Below are 18642 nucleotides of genomic sequence, written 5' to 3'. Positions count from 1 at the left end.
GGAGGCGATCGTCGTCAAGCACAGGGATGAGTGGGTGAAAAGTGCCTTGTCGTAAGTAAAAGCTGTAGGGAGCCTAGCCTCGAGTAGTCAGTTCGACACGCTGGAAGGACTTGACCGTGGTGTAGCCGCACTTAGCCATGGCGCGAGTCAGACCGCCGACCATGTTCAGCACACCGAAAGAATTGGAGGATGGTCCGAAGAGGAGCTCCTGAAGTGTTGGGGCTGTATCTTCGTCGTCGAAACCAGCAACGCTGCGCTCGTTGGTCACAGCACCTCGTGGGTACTTCGGGTGCGCCGCCGATGAAGGCCAGAACCAACCCTTACCAGGTGCTTCCTTCGCCGTAGCCAAGGTGGAACCGAGTGCGACTGCATCTGCGCCACAAGCAATGGCACGAACAATATCTCCGGCAGTTTCAATTTCGTCGCCACCATCAGCGATGATGTGGACGTAACGGCCACCGGTTTCGTCGAGGTAGTCGCGACGAGCAGCAGCAACGTCAGCGACAGCAGTAGCCAACCCCACATCGATGCCGTAAGCAGACTGCATGTTCGCAGGGCCTGCACCAACGATGACACCGGCTGCGCCAGTACGCATCAAGTGCAGTGCAGTGCTGTAGTCCAGCACGCCACCAACAATGACAGGCACATCAAGCTCAGAAATAAACGAACCCATGTTCAGCGCCTCACCGGAGCCTTCAACATAGTCAGCGCTAACCAGGGTGCCCTGGATAATAAGCAGCTCAACGCCAGCCTTGACCAACAGCGGAGTCAGTTCGCGTGCGCGCTGAGGGCTAACTCGAGCGGCAGTGGTCACGCCCGACTCGCGGATCTGGCCGATACGCTCTGCAAGCAATTCTGGGACGATTGGTGCCTTGTGCAGCTCCTGCAACGCCTTGTTCGCAGCTGGCGCTGGGTACTGTCCCTTAGCCAGTGCAGCTTCAGCAGCTTCCACAACTGAGGCGATTGCTTCTTCAGGCTCAGCATGGCGAGCCCACAGCCCCTCTGCATTCAATACGCCGAGGCCACCCTGCTTGCCGAACTCGATGACCGTTTCCGGCGACATGGTGGCGTCCGTTGGATGAGCTACCAATGGAAAATCGAACTCGTACGCATCGATCTTCCACGTCACGTCGACGTCCTTCGAGGAACGTGCGCGGCGAGCAGGAACGATGCCGATGTCAGCAAGCCCCCACGAACGACGAGCCTGCCGACCAGAACCAAATTCGATTACTTCACGCATTGTGTAACTGACTTCCTATCGCTGGTAGTAGTTCGGAGCTTCAACCGTCATCTGAATATCGTGAGGATGCGACTCACGCAGACCAGCTGCGGTGATCTGAACAAACTGAGCATTGTGCAGATCTTCAACGGTTGGCGATCCGGTGTAACCCATTGCGGCACGAAGTCCGCCGACAAGCTGGTGCAGAATCGAGTCGATGTTGCCGCGGAAAGGTACGCGACCTTCGATACCTTCTGGAACAAGCTTCTCTTCGCTACGCACGTCTGCCTGGAAGTAGCGGTCCTTCGAGTACGAACGCTTCTCGCCAGTAAGTCCACGACCCTGCATGGCACCAAGGGAGCCCATACCGCGGTACATCTTGTACTGCTTGCCGTTAACAACAACGGTCTCACCTGGAGCTTCTGCGGTACCAGCTAGCAGGGAGCCAAGCATGACGGATGATGCGCCAGCAGCCAATGCCTTGGCAATGTCACCGGAGAACTGCATGCCGCCGTCGGCGATGATTGGCACTCCGGCCTTCTTTGCAGGAACAGCAGCCTCCATGATGGCAGTGATCTGAGGAGCGCCGACACCAGCAACCACACGAGTGGTGCAAATGGAGCCTGGGCCGATGCCAACCTTGATAGCGTCAGCACCAGCGTCGATCATTGCCTGCGCGGCAGCACGTGTTGCGAGGTTACCGCCAACGATCTGTGCGCGATCGCCGAACTCCTTCTTCACGCGAGACACCATCTCAAGCACACCAGTGTTGTGAGCGTGCGCAGTATCAACGACAAGAACGTCTACACCGGCTTCTACAAGCGCAGTGGCGCGGTTCCACGAATCTTCGCCGGTGCCAATGCCAGCACCAACGAGCAGACGGCCGGAGCCATCCTTGGAAGCGTTAGGGAACTGATCCTTCTTAACGAAGTCTTTCACAGTGATCAGACCAGTGAGCTTGCCCTCGCCATCCACGATTGGCAGCTTCTCTACCTTGTGGGTGCGCAGCAAGTTCAGTGCAGCGTCAGCGGATACACCTTGCTCTGCGACAACAAGTGGCATCGGCGTCATAATCTCCGAAACCTTGCGGTTCGGATCAGCTTCGAAGCGCATGTCACGATTGGTGCAGATACCCACCAGTTTGCCGTCCTTATCGACGACAGGGAGGCCAGAAATGCGGAAACGCGCACACTTGGCATCAACGTCCGCGATCGTGTCCTCAGGAGAGCAGGTTACCGGGTTTGTAACCATGCCTGCCTCAGAGCGCTTCACGATCTCAACCTGCTGAGCCTGTTCCTCGATAGACAGGTTGCGGTGCAGAATGCCCATACCGCCCTGACGCGCCATGGCCACTGCCATACGTGCTTCGGTCACAGTGTCCATTGCCGCGGAGACGATTGGGGTGTTCAGTCGGATTTCGCGCGTCAGCTGGGTGGAGGTATCGACGCCGGATGGGATGACATCAGAGGCGTCTGGCAGCAGCAAGACGTCGTCGAAAGTAAGCCCGATGAGCGGGATTTTTCCTGCGTCGTCGCCGCCAAGGCTAATACCTGTTGGGTTCGTCATGAATGTGAAATCCTCCTGGTTCACGCCACTTCAAAAGCCGGATCTTTCCTCCAGAGTAATCCTAATCGGGCGATTCTATGTAGTTGCCCCCTCTGCGGGCTACGGTAGGAGCTGTGAGTCGTGAAATTTGGTCGCAAATGCCTCGGGACCCATTTGAGAATGACCCGAACGATCCAGCAAGTTTGCTGGAGCCGGATGAGCCGTTTGAGCCACTATCAAACAAGGAACGCCAAGAGGTTCGCCAGGATCTCTCTGCGGTGCGCGAATTCCGCGCTGCCTTGGAGCCGGAAGGGCTCAGTGGCGTGTGCATGATGTGCGAAGACTGCAACGAAATGCACTACTACACCTGGGACGCCCTCGAAGGACACTATCTCATGTTGCTTGCTGGCCAAGCTTCGCCAGTGCACGAACCTGAGTTCAATCCGGATCCCAACAAGTACGCGCCATGGGAGTACTGCGCCGGCTTCGTTGATGGCCGTCGCTCGCGCCGATTCTTCTGATTTCGCTCCGTTACCGTTTCGCGCGACTGATTCAGCGCTACTGCTTCATGCAGTAGCGCTGAGCATCATTATGGCCGAGGCTCCGCACTTCCCGAGTCCGCTTCCGTTGACGGTTTCGGCGTCTCGGACTCCAAGCTTGACGACGAGTTCTCGCTTGCAGGCTTCGTCACCGTTTCAGTCTGCACATACGTTGCAGTTTCTCTTTCGACGACAGTTTCCGTAATGATGACAGTCACCGGCTGGCCAGGATTTTCGACAGTGCGTTCCTGGATAATGGTTTCCGTAGCGATGGTTCCTTCCGCTACATTCTCGGTGGATTCACGCAACCGTTCTTCCAAAAGGGAGCGTTCCGCGTCACCGACCTGGTTCATCAAGTCTTCGGCCTGAGAAAGTAGCTCCTCAGCGCGTTGGGTGTCTCCAGAGGATGACGCAGCATCAATCTCGTCCAACATCGAAGCCAATTCGACGGATGCCGTCTTTTCTCCGAACAGTGCGACGCGTACTCCCCACAGTGCACTATCCGGTTCGGCTGCCTGAATAGCGCCAAATCCACCGGCGAAAATAGCCATCGAGGCTGCTGCCCCCAGGACGGCACTACTAATACGGGATGGTTTCCACCAGCTCGCTGGCCCCATTACAACAGTGCCGTCACTAGGCTCGGCGGTCTGCTCTAGATGTGGAGGCTCCGTCGTGGCTACTCCCTCTTCCGCATCAAGCTGCGCCATGATGTCGTCGATAGTCGAGTGATCAATGTTGAGATCGTTCAACTGACCTCGAGCATCGGTCAACAGCTCAGCAAGATGCGCATCAGTGCCGAATGCTCCAGCACCAGAAGCGTCACTGTTGTTGCTACTGATTTCGGTGAGAAATTGATCATCTGCTGCAATCTCCCGAAAATCTGGCATACGACCGGCGTCGCCAAACTCCCTGTCCAGCATTTGATCTTCTCCTCTTACTTACAGCGCAACATCGCCTGCGCTTCGATATTCATGAGAGCCTACAGCTGCTTGCTCAACCAAGCCACGAAGACGGGTCAGCGCCCTGTGTTGAGCAACTCTGACTGCTCCAGGAGTCATCCCCAACCTGTCCGCCGTTTCCTCTGCTGACAGACCTTCGAAGACTCGAAGAACAATAATGTTGCGAGCTTTCTCACTGAGTCTATCGAGCAGAAGTCCAACTTCGTTAAAGAATCATGATCGAGGGTGATGCTCTCGGGCCCTTCGCCCTCAAAAGGACGATCAGGAAGATCCATCTCGGGCTGAGAGAGATCGCGCATATTCGCACGGTGTGCGTCTGCGACCTTATGCGAAGCTACTCCGTACACGAACGCCATGAATGGTCGACCATGATCCACATATCGAGGCAACGCCCGGGCCACTGCAAGCAGCACCTCCTGGGCGACATCTTCTGGAGAGACAGATCGCTCATTACCCATCCGAAGCCTGCAATAGCGAACAACTGCTGGATGGATTGCGGACAAAATTGCACGCAATGCCTTCCGGTCGCCACCAACCGCCTGAGCTACGAGATCTTGTAGCTCGACTTCGTTGATCATATGAGTTCCATCCTGTTTTCCAGAGTGCCTACGCATTGGATTGTCGCCCATTAGCTGCACATTCGCTCCACACTCAACTGTGCATTGAGAGAAACTGTTCTGTTCATTCCCTGTGTACTTGAAAGAATATCGAATACGTTGCGTTTCCAACACCTGTAGCATCGAAAAAGCGTACTTTTGCGGGGCATTTATGACGTAACTCATACGAATTTCATGTAACACCTCAATTTCCAAGAAATCTGCAGCGCACAGTACATAGCAGAATTGCCCAAAAGTGAATGTGTCACACCATATTCTCATCCAGACATCAAGTTAGAGAATGGTCGCAGTGAATTGACACTGAACGAATTTTCCCCTCCCAGACTCTCAACGCCATTGATAAATAGACACTGCGTTCAGCCAGATCCACCCAAGATTCGAAGGCCGTTGAAGGCTTTTCTTAAAGTTCTCTGGGATTGCGTCCCGAATCTGCTTCTGCGTCGCTTCCGGTTAACCAATCGTTCACAGACACACTCCACACTGTCCTCGTGGTTGAGATGCGGCACGACATTCACCTGTCCTGCCAAGCCAGCCAATTTGTGCGCAGATGCATGATGCAGTCTTGTATTAGGAGTCTAAAAACCGATGACCTACATCGATCACCTTCCTGGCCCAAATGCCGACCTGTGGGATTGGCAGCTGCACGGCTCCTGCCGTGGCGAGGATTCAGCAGTGTTCTTCCACCCAGAAGGTGAACGTGGCCGTGCTCGCACCATGCGTGAACTCCGAGCAAAAGCCATCTGCCAAAACTGCCCAGTCTTGGAGCCATGCCGTGCGCACGCGTTGCAGGTTGGCGAGCCATACGGAATTTGGGGCGGAATGAGCGAGTCGGAGCGTGGCGAGATTCTGCGTAATCGTCCACGTCGTCGTCAGAAGGTTTTGGTTAAGTCCTAACTCCCCTGGTGCGCCATCACCACGCCACCCATCGTTGGCGGTGTTCACCCGGTATTGATTGAGAGCTTTAGGCCCTGCTCGGTGCGCAACTGAGCACAGGTGGTGTAAGAGCAACAAACCCGATGCCCTCTTGTACGAGGCATCGGGTTGTTTTGTGTCCGTCTGAGATAACACCCCAGAGTCGTCGTCACGCCGTCCTTAGTTCAACGTGACGAATGCACTAGTGGTCGTGTTCATCTTCGCCGTAGCCTTCTGGCTTATCGACGACCGACACTTCAGTGGTGAGCAGCATACGAGCAACGGAGGTTGCGTTTACCACTGCGGAGTGCGTGACCTTGACTGGGTCAATGACACCAGCTGCGATGAGGTCTTCGTACACATCGGTCGCAGCGTTGTAGCCATGACCATTCTCCATTTCAGAGATGTGGTGTACGACAACTGCGCCGTCGAGGCCGGCATTGTCAGCGATCCAGTATGCAGGACGCTTCAGTGCGTGTGCGACCGCACGAACACCGGTTGCTTCGTCGCCGACGAACTCGTTGGCGTAGGTCTCCAGCTGCTTCGCAATCTGAACCAGGACGGAACCGCCACCGGCGATAACGCCTTCCTGGACTGCCGCACGCGCTGCGTTGATTGCGTCCTCAACGCGGAGCTTGCGCTCGTTGACTTCAGTCTCGGTAGCTGCGCCAACCTTGATGACTGCGACACCACCAGAGAGCTTCGCCAAGCGCTCTTCCAGCTTCTCGCGATCCCACTCAGAGTCGGTGCGCTCAATCTCTGCACGAATCTGAGCACGGCGCTCTTCAACTGCCTCTGCGGTGCCAGCACCATCGACGATGACCGTTTCGTCCTTCGTCAAGGTGATGCGACGAGCAGATCCCAGTACCTCAAGTCCGACGTCCTTCAGCTGCATGCCGGTATCTGCCGTTACGACAGTACCGCCCGTAACAACTGCCAAGTCCTCAACGAACGCCTTACGACGATCGCCAAAGTAAGGGCTCTTGACTGCTGCGACCTTCAGGGTCTTGCGCATAGCGTTGATTACCAACGCAGACAACGCTTCGCCTTCGATGTCCTCAGCCATAATCAGAGTTGGCTTGTTCGTCTGAGCGATCTTTTCCAGCAGCGGCAAGAAGTCCGGCAGCGACGAGATCTTCTCGTTGACCAGAAGTACCTGAGCGTCTTCGAGAACAGCCTGCTGTGCATCGACGTCAGTAATGAAGTATGGCGACAGGTAGCCCTTGTTGAAGGAAATACCTTCAGTGACCAGGAGTTCGGTAGACATGGACTGCGATTCCTCTACGGAAACAACGCCATCCTTACCAACCTTCTCCATTGCACCAGCAACCAGGTCGCCGATTTCGGTGTCACGCGAGGACACTGTGGCAACCTGTGCAATCGCTGCCGAGTCAGCAACTGGGGTGGCGTTAGCCTTCAGCAGCTCGACAGTCTTTTCTGCTGCAGCAGCAATGCCACGGTTGAGGGCAACTGGATTAGCACCTGCAGCAACGTTGCGGAGTCCTTCGTGAACGAGGGACTGCGCCAGCAGCGTTGCAGTGGTGGTGCCGTCACCAGCAATGTCGTTCGTCTTTACGGCAACCGACTTAACCAGCTGAGCGCCAAGGTCCTCGAAAGGATCCTCGACGTCAATGTCACGTGCAATGGTGACACCGTCGTTGGTGACCAATGGTCCGCCGAATGCTTTATCCAGGACAACGTTTCGCCCCTTAGGGCCGAGCGTGACCTTGACTGCGTCGGCGAGCGTGTCTACGCCACGCTTGAGGCCTTCGCGTGCCTCTTCGTTAAATGCAATGAGCTTTGGCATATACGTCCGCCTCGCGTTTTACTTTTCGATTACAGCCAGGATGTCGCGCTGGGAAAGCAGCAGGAACTCTTCGCCCTGGTACTTCAGCTCGGTTCCGCCGTACTTGGAGAAGATGACAACGTCACCCTCCTTGACGTCCATTGGAATGCGATCGTCGTCGTCAGCCCAGCGACCTGGACCGACTGCAACTACAGTTGCTTCCTGTGGCTTTTCCTTTGCAGAGTCTGGGATAACCAGACCGGAAGCAGTGGTGGTCTCTGCTTCGTTGATCTGAACGAGAACGCGGTCCTCGAGCGGCTTAATGTTGACGTTAGCCACGATGAATTCCTCCATACATGCCAGTGATGTTCTTGTGCCGGTTGGATTTCCTGCACAGCCGTCGTCGCGGGTGAACAACTGTGTGTCAAACAACCTGCTTTAGCACTCTACCCACATGAGTGCTAACACTCAACATAAACGAGTGACAAGCATCTCTTTCCTAGGGCTTCCTGCGACAATGACAAGGTGAATGACACTGTTTCAGGGCGCATATACGTCGTTAAGCACAGAGAGTGCTGGCACGCAGCACCCGCATGCTAACAAGGATCAGAGAGATCCCCATTGCTGTTCAACGTACGTCCGTTCCCACCCCAGGTGGACTTAGCTGCGCACATCGCGTCACGGTCGCTACCGAAATGGAAGTACACCGGATAGATCATGGTTCCATTAGTTTCTTTACGGAACGACGAGCACTCCCCTGGATAGCTGTACACCAGGTCGCTGTCCTTGCTGAGTTCCTTTGAAAGATTGGCTTTGGCATTCGCATCGTCAAATACTGACGCGGTAATAAGGACATAACTGCCATCGCATGCCTGGCTTTCCGCTGAGCGAGTTCCGAATTCAGTATCGACTGATGTGATCAGTCCCGTCGACGACGGTGCCTGCGTTGAGTCCTCGCACAGTGGGATGTCACCGCGCATCCCTGACGGCATTCCATCGCTGTCGACTCGGTATTCATCGAAACATGGGAAACCGGACATCGTTTCGCCATCTGGCTGGTACGAAGCCCAGTCACCGTCTTCCCACTTCAGGCGGACGATGTGGTCAGATCGAGCCTTCCCTACTTCCGCCCATTCCCCGTCGCAATACATCACAACGATGTTGTTGGGAATCCACCGGGAAAAGTTGCCTTCTGCGCACCTTTCGCCCTTGCTTCCCGCTGCGTCGCCTCCGGTCTTGCTGGCCGAAGTCTTTGTCGATGTCTCCGTCGTAGTTGTTGACGTCTCGTCCGCTGGCTTCGGCGCCACTGGCTTACTTGACGACGTCGTCGTCCCACCAACAGCGAAATCCGAACGGACATCGACTGGCTCATCCTTCATGAAGTACAGCGCGGCTGCGATTCCGAATAGTGCAACTGCCAGTAAGGAAATGATGACGACGAGTAGCTTCTTTGCCCCTGATCCGTGCTGCGAAGAATCGGAACCTGGAGGTGGCTGTACACCATATGGTGATTGACCAGTGGCGGGTTGATCCGCGGGCTGCCGCCAAGGATTCTGGTCAGGCTGTTGTCCTTCTGGAACGCCCCAACGACTGTTACTCACTATGCAGGCTCCTGAACGATTGGTTCTTCAACTGGCATCGACGGATCTGTTGGACAACCATAACCGGACGGCTGTGCCCCTGCAGCGATGAGATAACTGGCAATGGCACCGATCATGACACCGTTGTCAGTGCATAACCGGGCCGGTGGCACATGAAGAGTAATCCCAGCTGAGGCACATCGAGCTGCAGCAAGCTCACGTAACCGAGAGTTTGCTGCCACCCCGCCACCGAGTAGTAGTGTTGTCGCACCAACGTCCTGTGCTGCACGAACAGCCTTCTTCGTCAACACATCGCACACTGCTTCTTGGAAAGATGCGCACACATCCGGGATATCGATGGTTTCGCCTTCACGCTCAGCCTTTTCCACATACCGCGCGACAGCAGTTTTCAGCCCAGAGAACGAAAAATCATGGCGTGCATCTTGCTGACGCATCATGCCACGAGGAAACTGAATCGCCTTCTTGTCGCCAGTGTTCGCCAACTTGTCAATGATTGGACCGCCCGGATACCCCAGCCCCAACAGTCGCGATACCTTGTCGTAGGCCTCGCCAGCAGCATCGTCCAACGTCGATCCCAACTCGACCATGGGTTGGCCAACCCCGCGTACGTGCAGCAACTGAGTGTGCCCACCCGACACAAGTAGAGCAATCGCGTTTTCCAGTTCCGCCCCGTCGACAGCGCCAATGGCAACGTGCCCGCCCAAGTGATTCACACCGTAAAAAGGCACTCCCCATGCCGCTGCATATGCCTTCGCGCCTGCGGAACCGACGAGCAAAGCTCCTGCGAGTCCCGGTCCGACCGTGGCAGCGACTGCATCAGGAATGAATTTCTCTGACTCCGGAATATTGAGTTCCTGCGCGGCCCGTCGTAGAGCTTCGGACACCACAGGCTGCAACGCTTCCAGATGCGCACGAGAAGCAATCTCCGGCACCACTCCACCGAAGCGCGCGTGCTCTTCCATGGAGGACGCGACCACATCGGCGAGGGTTTCCACGAGTGGGCGTGACGACGACCCATCCTCGTGAGACTCCAACTCCGGATCCCAGGTCACACGCATGATGGCAGCACCAGTTTCATCGCATGAACTTTCAATGGAAAGCAGAGTACGAACGTGCGCCGATGATGACGAGACAGCAGGGACTACGGATTCAACCATGAACCTGATAGTACTAGCGCCGGTCACAGCGCTAGTACGCAGCTTTTAAATCTCCAGACGACCCAAGTTCTTAACGGCGCCACGCCACAGAGCGAACTCCTCTGGGTAATCATCCTGGTAGTGGCGAACAGCACGCATACCGTTCTTGACGCGCTCGATTTCCTCGTCGGAAATGTCTTCGCCTTCTGCGTCTACGAAAATGACTGGACCACAGATAGCGGTGGTTGGGTCCTGGAAGAAGGCAGAGTTTCCGGTAGCCGCCTCATTGCGCCCAAGAGAAGCGACTGGGTTTGGCTCAGCACCATTGTCCTTCGCAGCCGAGTTGTACAGGGCAGCGTAGGTCGAACCATCTTCCTGGAAAGCGACCGAAACACGGCCATCTACGACACCACCGAGAAACTGAGCGGCATGATCCAATTCAAAATCAATCTTGTGATGGGTCAAATCTGGGTAGACGAGAAAGCCGGTAGTCATATCAGTGGTGCCTTTCTGGCGAACCTGCGATGCAGGTTGAAACAGGAATTATGCCCTTAACTCCTATCGCACATCCGACCTCCTCGCATCTCGACCATTTAGGCATCCCTAAGAAACTGGACTTACGGCTTTGGAACATTCCGCAGATTTGCCCGTGCCATTTCCACCATGTTGCCTACCCCGCCTCCGAAGACTGTACGGGTCGCTGCCCGGGAGAATCCCATCAGCATTTCCCATGTGATATTCGACGGAATAGACAGTGCATTCGGATCCGTCACAATGTCGATGAGCACCGGTCCATCAAAAGCGAGTGCCCCGGCAAGCTGCTCCCTCGCCGTTGCAGGATCCTCAATACGCACATGATGGATACCCACTGCCGCTGCGATGTCTGCGAAATTGACGTGTTCATGATCAGTCTCATGATCCGGCATTCCCTGCACCAGCATCTCCAGCTTGACCATGCCTAACGACGAGTTGTTAAACACCACGGTCTTTACAGGGAGACCATGGAGCTTCACTGTAAGTAGCTCGCCCATCAGCATCGACAGTCCGCCATCGCCCGAGAAACTGATGACCTGTCGCTCTCGATCCGCTGCCTGTGCGCCAATAGCCTGAGGCAACGCATTGGCCATCGTGCCGTGGCGGAAAGAACCCAACTGCTCTCGCTTGCCATTGGGAGTGACGTAACGCGCTGCCCACACATTGCACATACCAGTATCGACTGTGAATACGGCATCGTCAGCAGCGAGTTCGTCGATAATGTCTGCGACATACTCCGGGTGGATCGGTGTCATCTTCTCGACGTTGCTGGTGTACGCCTCAACCACGTGGTCCAGAAGCTTCGCGTGCTGTTTCAACTGCTTATCCAGGAACGAGCGGTTGGTCTTTTCCTCGATGAGTGGCAAGAGTGCCTCGATGGTCGCACCGACGTCACCAACTACGGGGTATTTCACAGTCGTTCGACGGCCGATGGCAGCCCCATTGATATCAACCTGCGCGACATTGGTTTCGGGCAGGAAGTCGTTGTACGGAAAGTCAGTGCCAAGGAGAATCAGCAAGTCCGCATCATTCGAGGCATCGTGGCACGCACCATAGCCGAGCAGCCCGGACATTCCTACGTCGTAAGGATTGTCGTATTGGATGTACATTTTTCCACCCAACGCATGGCCAATTGGAGACTTAATCTTCTCGGCCAACTGCAGCACCTCTGTGCGTGCGTTTCGAACTCCAGCACCGCAAAACAACGTGACAGACTTTGCCTGATTGATAGCTTCCGCGAGCGCCGCTACCTCTGCAGAATCCGGAACCAGCGTTGGCCGACCGGAGGCAATAGTCGAGGTCACAAATGAATCGTCGACAACGTCTTGCGTTGAAATATCACCCGGCAGAACCAGCACTGACACCCCGTTGCCGGCCATCGTTGACTGAATCGCGTGATGCAGCACAGGACCGCCCTGCTCGGCAGAATTCACCATCTCGCAATAGCCGGAGCACTCTGCGAAAATCTGCTCCGGGTGCGTTTCCTGAAAGTATGACGAACCAATCTGCCTTGACGGAATATGGCTGGCGATGGCAAGGACTTTTGCGCCGTTGCGGTGAGCGTCGTAAAGCCCCTGGATCAAATGTGTATTGCCTGGACCGCACGATGCAGCGCAGACCGCCAACTTTCCCGTGAGCTCCGACTCGGCTCCGGCTGCAAATGCTGCGGCTTCTTCATTGCGGACGTGAATCCACTCAATGTCAGACTGTCGCACGGCATCGACAATGGGATTCAAGCTGTCTCCCACAAGTCCGAAAATTCGCTGTACGCCTTGCCGTTCGAGAGTTTCTACGAGTTGCTGTGCGTATGTCTTTGCCATGCGATGAAGCTCCTTTCCGTTGAAAGGTCATCCGCAGGTAGCACTGAGTCGGCAGGGTCTCCACACAAGTGTCTGCGGTTAACCTGCCCCCAATTGTTCTCGGCTGTTGCCATGTCCGCAACGGGAAACGATAGATTCCCAACGAACTCCTACCTGGTTCTCAGGCAGTGTCCGCCGTGCCCGAGTCAGCCGCAGGTCGGCACATCGTATACGCGTCGGCCCCAGTCTGTGGGTAATAGCGCTTGCGAAGGCCCATCATCTCGAAGCCATACGCCTTGTACATCTCGATCGCCGGTTCATTGTCCGTACGAACTTCCAGGAACACCGCTCCGGGATTGCTGTCAACGGCTCCCATCAGCGCATCCATGATCTTTCGTGCAAGACCACGACGTCGAAAAGCTGGGTCCACCCCAATGGTATGAATCTCATACTCAGGCGTATCGACGGGCCCCAGCTGGGTGACTCCCCCATAGGCCAGCATGCGTTCACCAGCCTCCGAGCGGGAAATGATCCCCAGATACAGATTGTTCGGAGCGGAAAGCTCAGCCACAAAAGCCGATTCCGGCCATGGGTCGTCGCCCGCAAAAAGCTCAGCTTCCAAAGCAGCGCACGCGGGGGCTGCGCCCGGTGCGAGCCGACCAAGCGTTGCCCTCGCCAGGATGTCGTCGACTGAATTCATGAGTTGTTCGCACCTGCCACGTATTGCGCTGTCAGCTACAAAGCAGACAGATCGATATCTGGGATTGCCGCAGACTTAGGCTTTGGCTTTGGTGGCGTTGCGTCAGGACGTCGCAAGTACATGGGCACAAGCGCCTCTGGAGTCGCCGACAAATCCGCCGCCGCAACCAGTCCGGCTGGAGTTGGGTATTGCGCGTGCACAGAGATCATGCCCGACGATTCCTGTCCGCCCGGCGCTCCCGCAGCCACTTCCGCACAATGCTTTTCGCTGCCAATCACTGCCCCGACTACGCCGTCTGGCACCGCTGCGGTCACTTTCGCGAGCACCTCCGCAGCCTTCGCGACGTCTGGACCCCACACACGATCGGTACCTCGATACGCTGCTGCATACACTTCGCGACGACGCGCGTCAGTCACAGCCAACCGCAGTCCAGGGGCATCTGCGACTGCGTCATCGCTGGCACCAGCCAGATCGTGTGACCGAACTACAGCATCCAAACTGCAGACACCATGACAAGGAATATCCAGAGCCGCAGCAAAAGATGCTGCTGTTGCCATGCCTACTCGCAAGCCAGTAAATGGCCCCGGCCCCACTCCGACTACAACGGCATCGAGATCTGCTGAGGTCAACCCGGCGGTCTGCAGACACTCCAAGAGCAGTGGCGTGAGTACCTCGTTGTGAGCACGCGCATCCACATGCCCTTCAAACGCCAGCGTTTCGTACGCATCGTCTGCGTACTTCACCACGCCTGCGGTGACCTGTGGTGTTGACGTATCGACAGCTAAAACCAGCATGAAAGCAACGTTACCCTGTGACGATTCGTCGCCAAGAAATGGCGCGGGAATCGTCCTCCGCGCTGCGATCGATGCTCACCAGAAGGTACGAATCCGCGAGCTGTTCCGCGAGCCCCGCTCCCCATTCCGCGACGACAACACAACTTTCCAAATCGGTGTCCAGGTCCAACGAATCCAGCGCATCAAGCGCGCTCATTGAACTTTCCGACGACTCCGACGGACCTTCTTCACCGAACAAACGGTACGCATCGACGTGAATAAGTGGACACCCAGAAATGCTGCCTGGAAGCGGACGATGTTCACGAGCGATAGTGAATGTTGGCGACGTAACTCGACCACGCACCTGCATACCCCGGGCGATACCTTGGGTCAGCGTTGTCTTGCCAGCACCGAGCAGGCCATCAAGGATGACCAAATCACCCGCTCGCAGAGTCTTGCCTAGTTGCTCACCGAAGTCGCGCATATCCTCGGCCGTTGGCGCTTGATGTGCGCCTGATTCCGGAAAAGAATCTTCCGCTACGACTGAGTCAGAAGTCATTGGTGTCCTCCCACAAATCCGTGAAGCCGAGTAGGCTCGCTATGCCCACTGCCCGCGGTAGCTCCGAACCGTACGCCCCTTCGGAGCAGTCAGAATCTCATAGTTAATAGTGCCAGCAGCCTCTGCGAGTTCATCTGCGGTGGGTTCATTGTCGAAAGTGGCGCTATCTCCGCCACCAACGATGACAGCTGTGTCGCCGGCGGTCACACCTGAAGCTGGGCCCAGCTCGATGACAAACTGGTCCATGCACACGCGACCGACTTGCTTGTATCGCTTTCCGTTAATTGCCACCTCGAACTTGCCCGACGTTGCGCGCGGCATCCCATCCGCGTAGCCACACGGAATGACGGCAATAGTGGAATCGCGCTCCGCGGTCCACAGCTGCCCGTACGACACTGATTCTCCAGCAGGAATGTCCTTGACCAGCAGCACCTTAGCTTCCCAGCGCATCACTGGCTTCAAACCATGATCCTGACCTGGAATAGGCTCCAGACCATACACAGCAAGGCCAGGACGAACCATGTCGAAAGCCAGATCTGGACGAGTCAGTGCCGCCGGTGAATTCGCAGCGTGATTAACCTGCTTTGGCACGCCGGCATCGGCGAGCATCTCCTGACTCTGCCGGAACCGATCTGCCTGCATGTCGATGCTTGGGTGATCCGGTTCATCAGCACACGCAAAATGAGTAAACACTCCCGTGATCATGATTTCGCGACGACGGTGCATCTCTACCAATGCAGGCAGAAACTTTTCAAAGTCACCGTTGGCCATCGAAATGCCAGAGCGATTCAAACCGGTATCCACCATCAAGGTGACCTTCGGGCAGATATTTACCGCCAACCCCGCATCGGCCGCAGCCTTCGCATGAGCCAATGACGGAATACCAAGCTGGATCCTCGAGGCAACAGCAGCTTCCACTTCGAGGGATTCATCAGGGTGCCACAACCACGCCAAAATCGGCACCTCACGAGGAACCAATGCCATCGCTAGTTCACTGTCATTTTCGGCGGTGGCGACCTGGTTATCGTCGCGAAGTTCGAGTGAATCACGGAGGTCAAGAGCCTCCTGCAACGTGGCAACGCCCAACTGCGTTGCCCCACCACCAAGAGCCGCGCGGGCAACTTTGTTGGCGCCCTGTGCATAGCCATCTGCCTTCACGACCGCCATCAGCTGAGACACCCCAGCTGCTTCCTTGATCACGCGAACGTTATGAGCCACCGCATCGGTATCAACGATCTGAGAAAGCAAATGGGTTGTAGGTGTACTGCTCGAAGCCATGGGTTCATTCTGCCACTTGCCCACCCGATGCCGTTGAAACACCCGGAAACTAGTTGTAACTCACTATTTACCCAGCCCACCTTCGCTAGACGAAGAGGATAATCGGAGGTATGAACGCTGCAATCACCGTCCGGAACTTAGTAAAGACATTCGGCAGTGGTCGACATACCACCGTTGCCGTCGATGACCTGGATCTATCAGTCCGTGAGGGCACTGTTCATGGCTTTTTGGGGCCGAACGGGGCAGGTAAATCCACAACGATTCGTGCAATTCTCGGCATGTTGCGACCAGACAGTGGCACCATCGATGTGCTGGGCCACGATCCTGTGAGCGATCCAGCCTCAGCAACACGGCGAGTAGCGTACGTCCCCGGTGACGTTGCCCTATGGCCTCAGCTCACAGGCATGGAAGCAATTGACACGTTGGCAAGACTCCGCGACCGCCACGGTGGTGACGATCCCGCCCGGCGCGCTGAGCTCATTGAACGATTCCGCCTCGACCCTACAAAGAAGGTCCGTTCCTACTCCAAGGGAAATCGGCAAAAAGTCATGTTGGTCGCCGCTCTTGCCGCCGACGCCGATGTTCTTATCCTCGATGAACCGACATCCGGACTTGACCCACTCATGGAACGCGAATTCGCCGACTGCATCCGCGAACGGGTATCCACTGGTACTTCCGTATTGCTGTCCAGCCATATTCTCAGCGAAGTTCAATATCTCGCCGACGACATCACCATCATCCGTGATGGTCGCCTCGTCGAATCAGGTCCACTTCGCGAACTAGCCCACTTGCGTGGCTCCAAGGTCACCGCCACCCTCCGTGAGGGGACGCTTTACGACGAGTTCGTCGACAAGCAGGACGTCCCAGAGACGTTGCAACGGCTGTTAGATGACGGCGCAATGGACCTCACCGTCGCAGATGCTGGACTCGAAGACATTTTCATGGCGCACTACGCCGGTACCGACCATGTGACTGAAGCAGTGGAGGGTTAAGTCATGGGCTCCCTCCTCCGCTTGTTCGTGCGCACTAGGCGCAGCTTCCTTTTGATCTGGTTGCTGTCGCTCATCGGCATGATGGCCATGATTCCGGGTGCGTACAAAGGCGCGTATCCGAATATCGAAGACATTGAGTCTCTGCTTCGCGATATGACATCAAACCCCAGCATGAACGCTTTCTACGGAAGCGTCCCCGATCCCATTTCTTTCGGAGCGCTTTCGCAATGGGAAATGGGTCAGTGGTTGCTCATCCTTGGTGGTGTGATGTCCGTGATGATTGCAGTACGACTCACCCGCGCCAGCGAAGAAGATGGCACCGCAGAGTTGATTGCTGCATCAGGCTTCCACCGACTACAGCCACTCGCTGCAGCGACGATTGTGCTCCTCGGCACCTGCCTCACATTGGGAGCCGGTGTCGCCGCAGTGATGATGATCAATGGAGCCTTTATCGACGGCATCTCCATCAAGGGATCCATAGTTCTAGGAATCGTCACCGCACTTTCGACGTCCACTTTCGGTGCCATTGCCCTGGTGTTTTCGCAATTCACTGATTCTGCCCGCACCGCCCGCAGCTTGTCTCTCGGCGTTATGGCCCTCTCGTACCTCGTCCGAGCATGGGCTGATGTGCGCTTCATCCCGTGGCTCCGCTGGTTCAGCCCCTTCGGCTGGCGTGATGTGATGGGGCCCTACTCCACCAACCGCTTCTGGCCCGCCGGGTTCTTGTTCATTGCACTCGTTGCGCTGCTTGCGTTGGCATTTGTTTTTGCTTCACGACGAGACCTCGGTGCCTCCGCTGTCACCTTTACTGGCGTAAGTCGTCGGGAAGCTCATTCGGTATCGGGCGACCGGGGGTTCGGCCCTATCGGGCTTCGTTTCCGGCTGGAGCGCGCCACCCTGCTGTGGTGGGGAATTTCCATCGTTGTGTTCAACGGTCTTTTGCTAGCGATGACCGGCGAAATGGTCGGCATGTTGGACTCATCACCGGCGACGAAGGAACTGATCAGCAAAATGATCGGTGCCGATGTGCTCGACAACATGATGGCGTTCATGTTCCTCGACATGATGGGAATGTGGCTTGGCATTCTATTGGCATGCGCGGCTGTGCAGGTGACCATGTCCGTTCACAGTTCCGAAGCAAGCGGAATCCTGGCCCATGAATTGGCTGCAGGATCAACCAGGAAAAAGCCATTTCTTATCAGTTGGGCAATCGGTTTTCTTGGCATTTCCCTGGCAACAGTCATAGCGGGTGCCGTTGGCGCATACACTTCCACGTTGGATGTGCCAGGAATCGGCGATGAAGCCTTCTGGGCTATTGTTGGCCTGCTCCCAGCAATTTTCGCCCTGTCAGCATTCGCGTTGTTTGCTATTGCAGTGGTCCCAAAGATGGCTTGGCTAGCCTGGATCCCCGTGGCCTACTCGGGCTTTATCTCCTTCTTCGGCGGGCTCTTCGAGCTTCCGAACTGGATGCTGGAGACGTCCGCATTCGCACATAACCCGCAAGTACTCTTTGACACGAACACGTCAGGCAAAGCGGCCAACGCCCATGAAGCGGGCATCGAAGCACTTCACGGCGCGGCAGCTGGTGCTACGTGGGACCTCACCGGAACCCTCGTGTTAGTTGCGATTGGTGTTGTCTGTATCGCTGTATCAATGGCTTTCGTCGGCAAGCGAGACGTACTCGCTGGCTAGA

At 56.1% G+C, this 18642-nt stretch carries 17 protein-coding genes and 1 pseudogene; 4 read left to right on the top strand and 14 right to left on the bottom strand.

What is annotated here, in order from left to right:
• Window positions 1-73: 73 nt before the first annotated feature.
• Both WG934_RS02265 and guaB read right to left on the bottom strand, forming a co-directional pair.
• Window positions 74-1240: a GuaB3 family IMP dehydrogenase-related protein gene (locus tag WG934_RS02265; RefSeq protein ID WP_339977143.1), complete on the bottom strand. Its 1167-nt coding sequence runs from the start codon at window positions 1238-1240 to the stop codon at window positions 74-76.
• Between the two features lie 15 nt (window positions 1241-1255).
• Entirely contained in the window at window positions 1256-2785 is a 1530-nt protein-coding gene (gene guaB, locus WG934_RS02260; RefSeq protein ID WP_339977141.1) for an IMP dehydrogenase, read from the bottom strand.
• 137 nt (window positions 2786-2922) lie between these two features.
• Between guaB and WG934_RS02255 the strand changes: the two genes are divergently transcribed.
• The gene (locus WG934_RS02255) at window positions 2923-3285 is read left to right on the top strand and encodes a DUF5319 domain-containing protein (protein WP_339978744.1); all 363 of its coding nucleotides are present in this window, start codon (window positions 2923-2925) and stop codon (window positions 3283-3285) included.
• Between the two features lie 68 nt (window positions 3286-3353).
• Here WG934_RS02255 and WG934_RS02250 read toward each other — a convergent pair whose 3' ends face one another.
• The gene (locus WG934_RS02250) at window positions 3354-4223 is read right to left on the bottom strand and encodes a hypothetical protein (RefSeq protein WP_339988519.1); all 870 of its coding nucleotides are present in this window, start codon (window positions 4221-4223) and stop codon (window positions 3354-3356) included.
• A gap of 18 nt (window positions 4224-4241) precedes the next feature.
• Window positions 4242-4840: pseudogene (locus tag WG934_RS02245) on the bottom strand (sigma-70 family RNA polymerase sigma factor).
• 624 nt (window positions 4841-5464) lie between these two features.
• On the opposite strand from WG934_RS02245, the gene WG934_RS02240 reads away from it, so the two are divergent.
• A complete protein-coding gene (locus WG934_RS02240) occupies window positions 5465-5773 on the top strand; it encodes a WhiB family transcriptional regulator (RefSeq protein ID WP_339977135.1) in 309 nt (102 codons plus the stop codon).
• A gap of 220 nt (window positions 5774-5993) precedes the next feature.
• Here WG934_RS02240 and groL read toward each other — a convergent pair whose 3' ends face one another.
• The 10 genes from groL to alr all read right to left on the bottom strand — a co-directional run bounded on the left by groL (window position 5994) and on the right by alr (window position 15957).
• Window positions 5994-7598, bottom strand: coding sequence for a chaperonin GroEL (gene groL / locus WG934_RS02235; protein WP_339988518.1), 1605 nt, complete (start codon window positions 7596-7598; stop codon window positions 5994-5996).
• 18 nt (window positions 7599-7616) lie between these two features.
• Window positions 7617-7916: a co-chaperone GroES gene (gene groES / locus WG934_RS02230; RefSeq protein WP_339977131.1), complete on the bottom strand. Its 300-nt coding sequence runs from the start codon at window positions 7914-7916 to the stop codon at window positions 7617-7619.
• A 257-nt stretch (window positions 7917-8173) separates the two neighbouring features.
• Window positions 8174-9178, bottom strand: coding sequence for a hypothetical protein (locus tag WG934_RS02225; RefSeq protein ID WP_339988516.1), 1005 nt, complete (start codon window positions 9176-9178; stop codon window positions 8174-8176).
• Window positions 9178-10236: a tRNA (adenosine(37)-N6)-threonylcarbamoyltransferase complex transferase subunit TsaD gene (gene tsaD, locus WG934_RS02220; RefSeq protein WP_445228197.1), complete on the bottom strand. Its 1059-nt coding sequence runs from the start codon at window positions 10234-10236 to the stop codon at window positions 9178-9180. Before tsaD ends, WG934_RS02225 begins: the two co-directional genes overlap by 1 nt.
• 144 nt (window positions 10237-10380) lie before the next feature.
• On the bottom strand, window positions 10381-10809 hold the full coding sequence (locus WG934_RS02215; RefSeq protein ID WP_339977125.1) for a hypothetical protein: 429 nt from the start codon (window positions 10807-10809) through the stop codon (window positions 10381-10383).
• Between the two features lie 122 nt (window positions 10810-10931).
• A complete protein-coding gene (locus WG934_RS02210; RefSeq protein WP_339988513.1) occupies window positions 10932-12668 on the bottom strand; it encodes a pyruvate dehydrogenase in 1737 nt (578 codons plus the stop codon).
• Between the two features lie 160 nt (window positions 12669-12828).
• Complete coding sequence (rimI, locus tag WG934_RS02205; RefSeq protein ID WP_339988511.1) at window positions 12829-13347, bottom strand: ribosomal protein S18-alanine N-acetyltransferase; 519 nt, start codon at window positions 13345-13347, stop codon at window positions 12829-12831.
• 35 nt (window positions 13348-13382) lie between these two features.
• The gene (gene tsaB / locus WG934_RS02200) at window positions 13383-14141 is read right to left on the bottom strand and encodes a tRNA (adenosine(37)-N6)-threonylcarbamoyltransferase complex dimerization subunit type 1 TsaB (protein WP_339988509.1); all 759 of its coding nucleotides are present in this window, start codon (window positions 14139-14141) and stop codon (window positions 13383-13385) included.
• A 10-nt stretch (window positions 14142-14151) separates the two neighbouring features.
• Window positions 14152-14679: a tRNA (adenosine(37)-N6)-threonylcarbamoyltransferase complex ATPase subunit type 1 TsaE gene (gene tsaE / locus WG934_RS02195; protein ID WP_445228170.1), complete on the bottom strand. Its 528-nt coding sequence runs from the start codon at window positions 14677-14679 to the stop codon at window positions 14152-14154.
• 39 nt (window positions 14680-14718) lie between these two features.
• On the bottom strand, window positions 14719-15957 hold the full coding sequence (gene alr / locus WG934_RS02190) for an alanine racemase (RefSeq protein WP_339988507.1): 1239 nt from the start codon (window positions 15955-15957) through the stop codon (window positions 14719-14721).
• Between the two features lie 110 nt (window positions 15958-16067).
• Between alr and WG934_RS02185 the strand changes: the two genes are divergently transcribed.
• Window positions 16068-16949: an ABC transporter ATP-binding protein gene (locus tag WG934_RS02185; RefSeq protein ID WP_339988506.1), complete on the top strand. Its 882-nt coding sequence runs from the start codon at window positions 16068-16070 to the stop codon at window positions 16947-16949.
• Between the two features lie 3 nt (window positions 16950-16952).
• Entirely contained in the window at window positions 16953-18641 is a 1689-nt protein-coding gene (locus WG934_RS02180; RefSeq protein ID WP_339988505.1) for an ABC transporter permease, read from the top strand.
• Window position 18642: the final 1 nt, after the last annotated feature.

It is taken from the genome of Corynebacterium sp. H78 (assembly GCF_037572275.1).
Taxonomy (GTDB): domain Bacteria; phylum Actinomycetota; class Actinomycetes; order Mycobacteriales; family Mycobacteriaceae; genus Corynebacterium.
This window is presented reverse-complemented; position numbering and strand designations above follow the sequence as displayed.

Coding starts and splice junctions, on each gene's coding strand:
- alr (WP_339988507.1), bottom strand. CDS start 15,957: ATGGCTTCGAGCAGTACACCTACAACCCATTTGCTTTCTCAGATCGTT.
- groL (WP_339988518.1), bottom strand. CDS start 7,598: ATGCCAAAGCTCATTGCATTTAACGAAGAGGCACGCGAAGGCCTCAAG.
- WG934_RS02240 (WP_339977135.1), top strand. CDS start 5,465: ATGACCTACATCGATCACCTTCCTGGCCCAAATGCCGACCTGTGGGAT.
- tsaE (WP_445228170.1), bottom strand. CDS start 14,679: ATGACTTCTGACTCAGTCGTAGCGGAAGATTCTTTTCCGGAATCAGGC.
- rimI (WP_339988511.1), bottom strand. CDS start 13,347: ATGAATTCAGTCGACGACATCCTGGCGAGGGCAACGCTTGGTCGGCTC.
- WG934_RS02210 (WP_339988513.1), bottom strand. CDS start 12,668: ATGGCAAAGACATACGCACAGCAACTCGTAGAAACTCTCGAACGGCAA.
- WG934_RS02265 (WP_339977143.1), bottom strand. CDS start 1,240: ATGCGTGAAGTAATCGAATTTGGTTCTGGTCGGCAGGCTCGTCGTTCG.
- WG934_RS02185 (WP_339988506.1), top strand. CDS start 16,068: ATGAACGCTGCAATCACCGTCCGGAACTTAGTAAAGACATTCGGCAGT.
- guaB (WP_339977141.1), bottom strand. CDS start 2,785: ATGACGAACCCAACAGGTATTAGCCTTGGCGGCGACGACGCAGGAAAA.
- WG934_RS02255 (WP_339978744.1), top strand. CDS start 2,923: ATGCCTCGGGACCCATTTGAGAATGACCCGAACGATCCAGCAAGTTTG.
- tsaB (WP_339988509.1), bottom strand. CDS start 14,141: ATGCTGGTTTTAGCTGTCGATACGTCAACACCACAGGTCACCGCAGGC.
- WG934_RS02180 (WP_339988505.1), top strand. CDS start 16,953: ATGGGCTCCCTCCTCCGCTTGTTCGTGCGCACTAGGCGCAGCTTCCTT.
- WG934_RS02215 (WP_339977125.1), bottom strand. CDS start 10,809: ATGACTACCGGCTTTCTCGTCTACCCAGATTTGACCCATCACAAGATT.
- tsaD (WP_445228197.1), bottom strand. CDS start 10,236: ATGCGTGTGACCTGGGATCCGGAGTTGGAGTCTCACGAGGATGGGTCG.
- WG934_RS02250 (WP_339988519.1), bottom strand. CDS start 4,223: ATGCTGGACAGGGAGTTTGGCGACGCCGGTCGTATGCCAGATTTTCGG.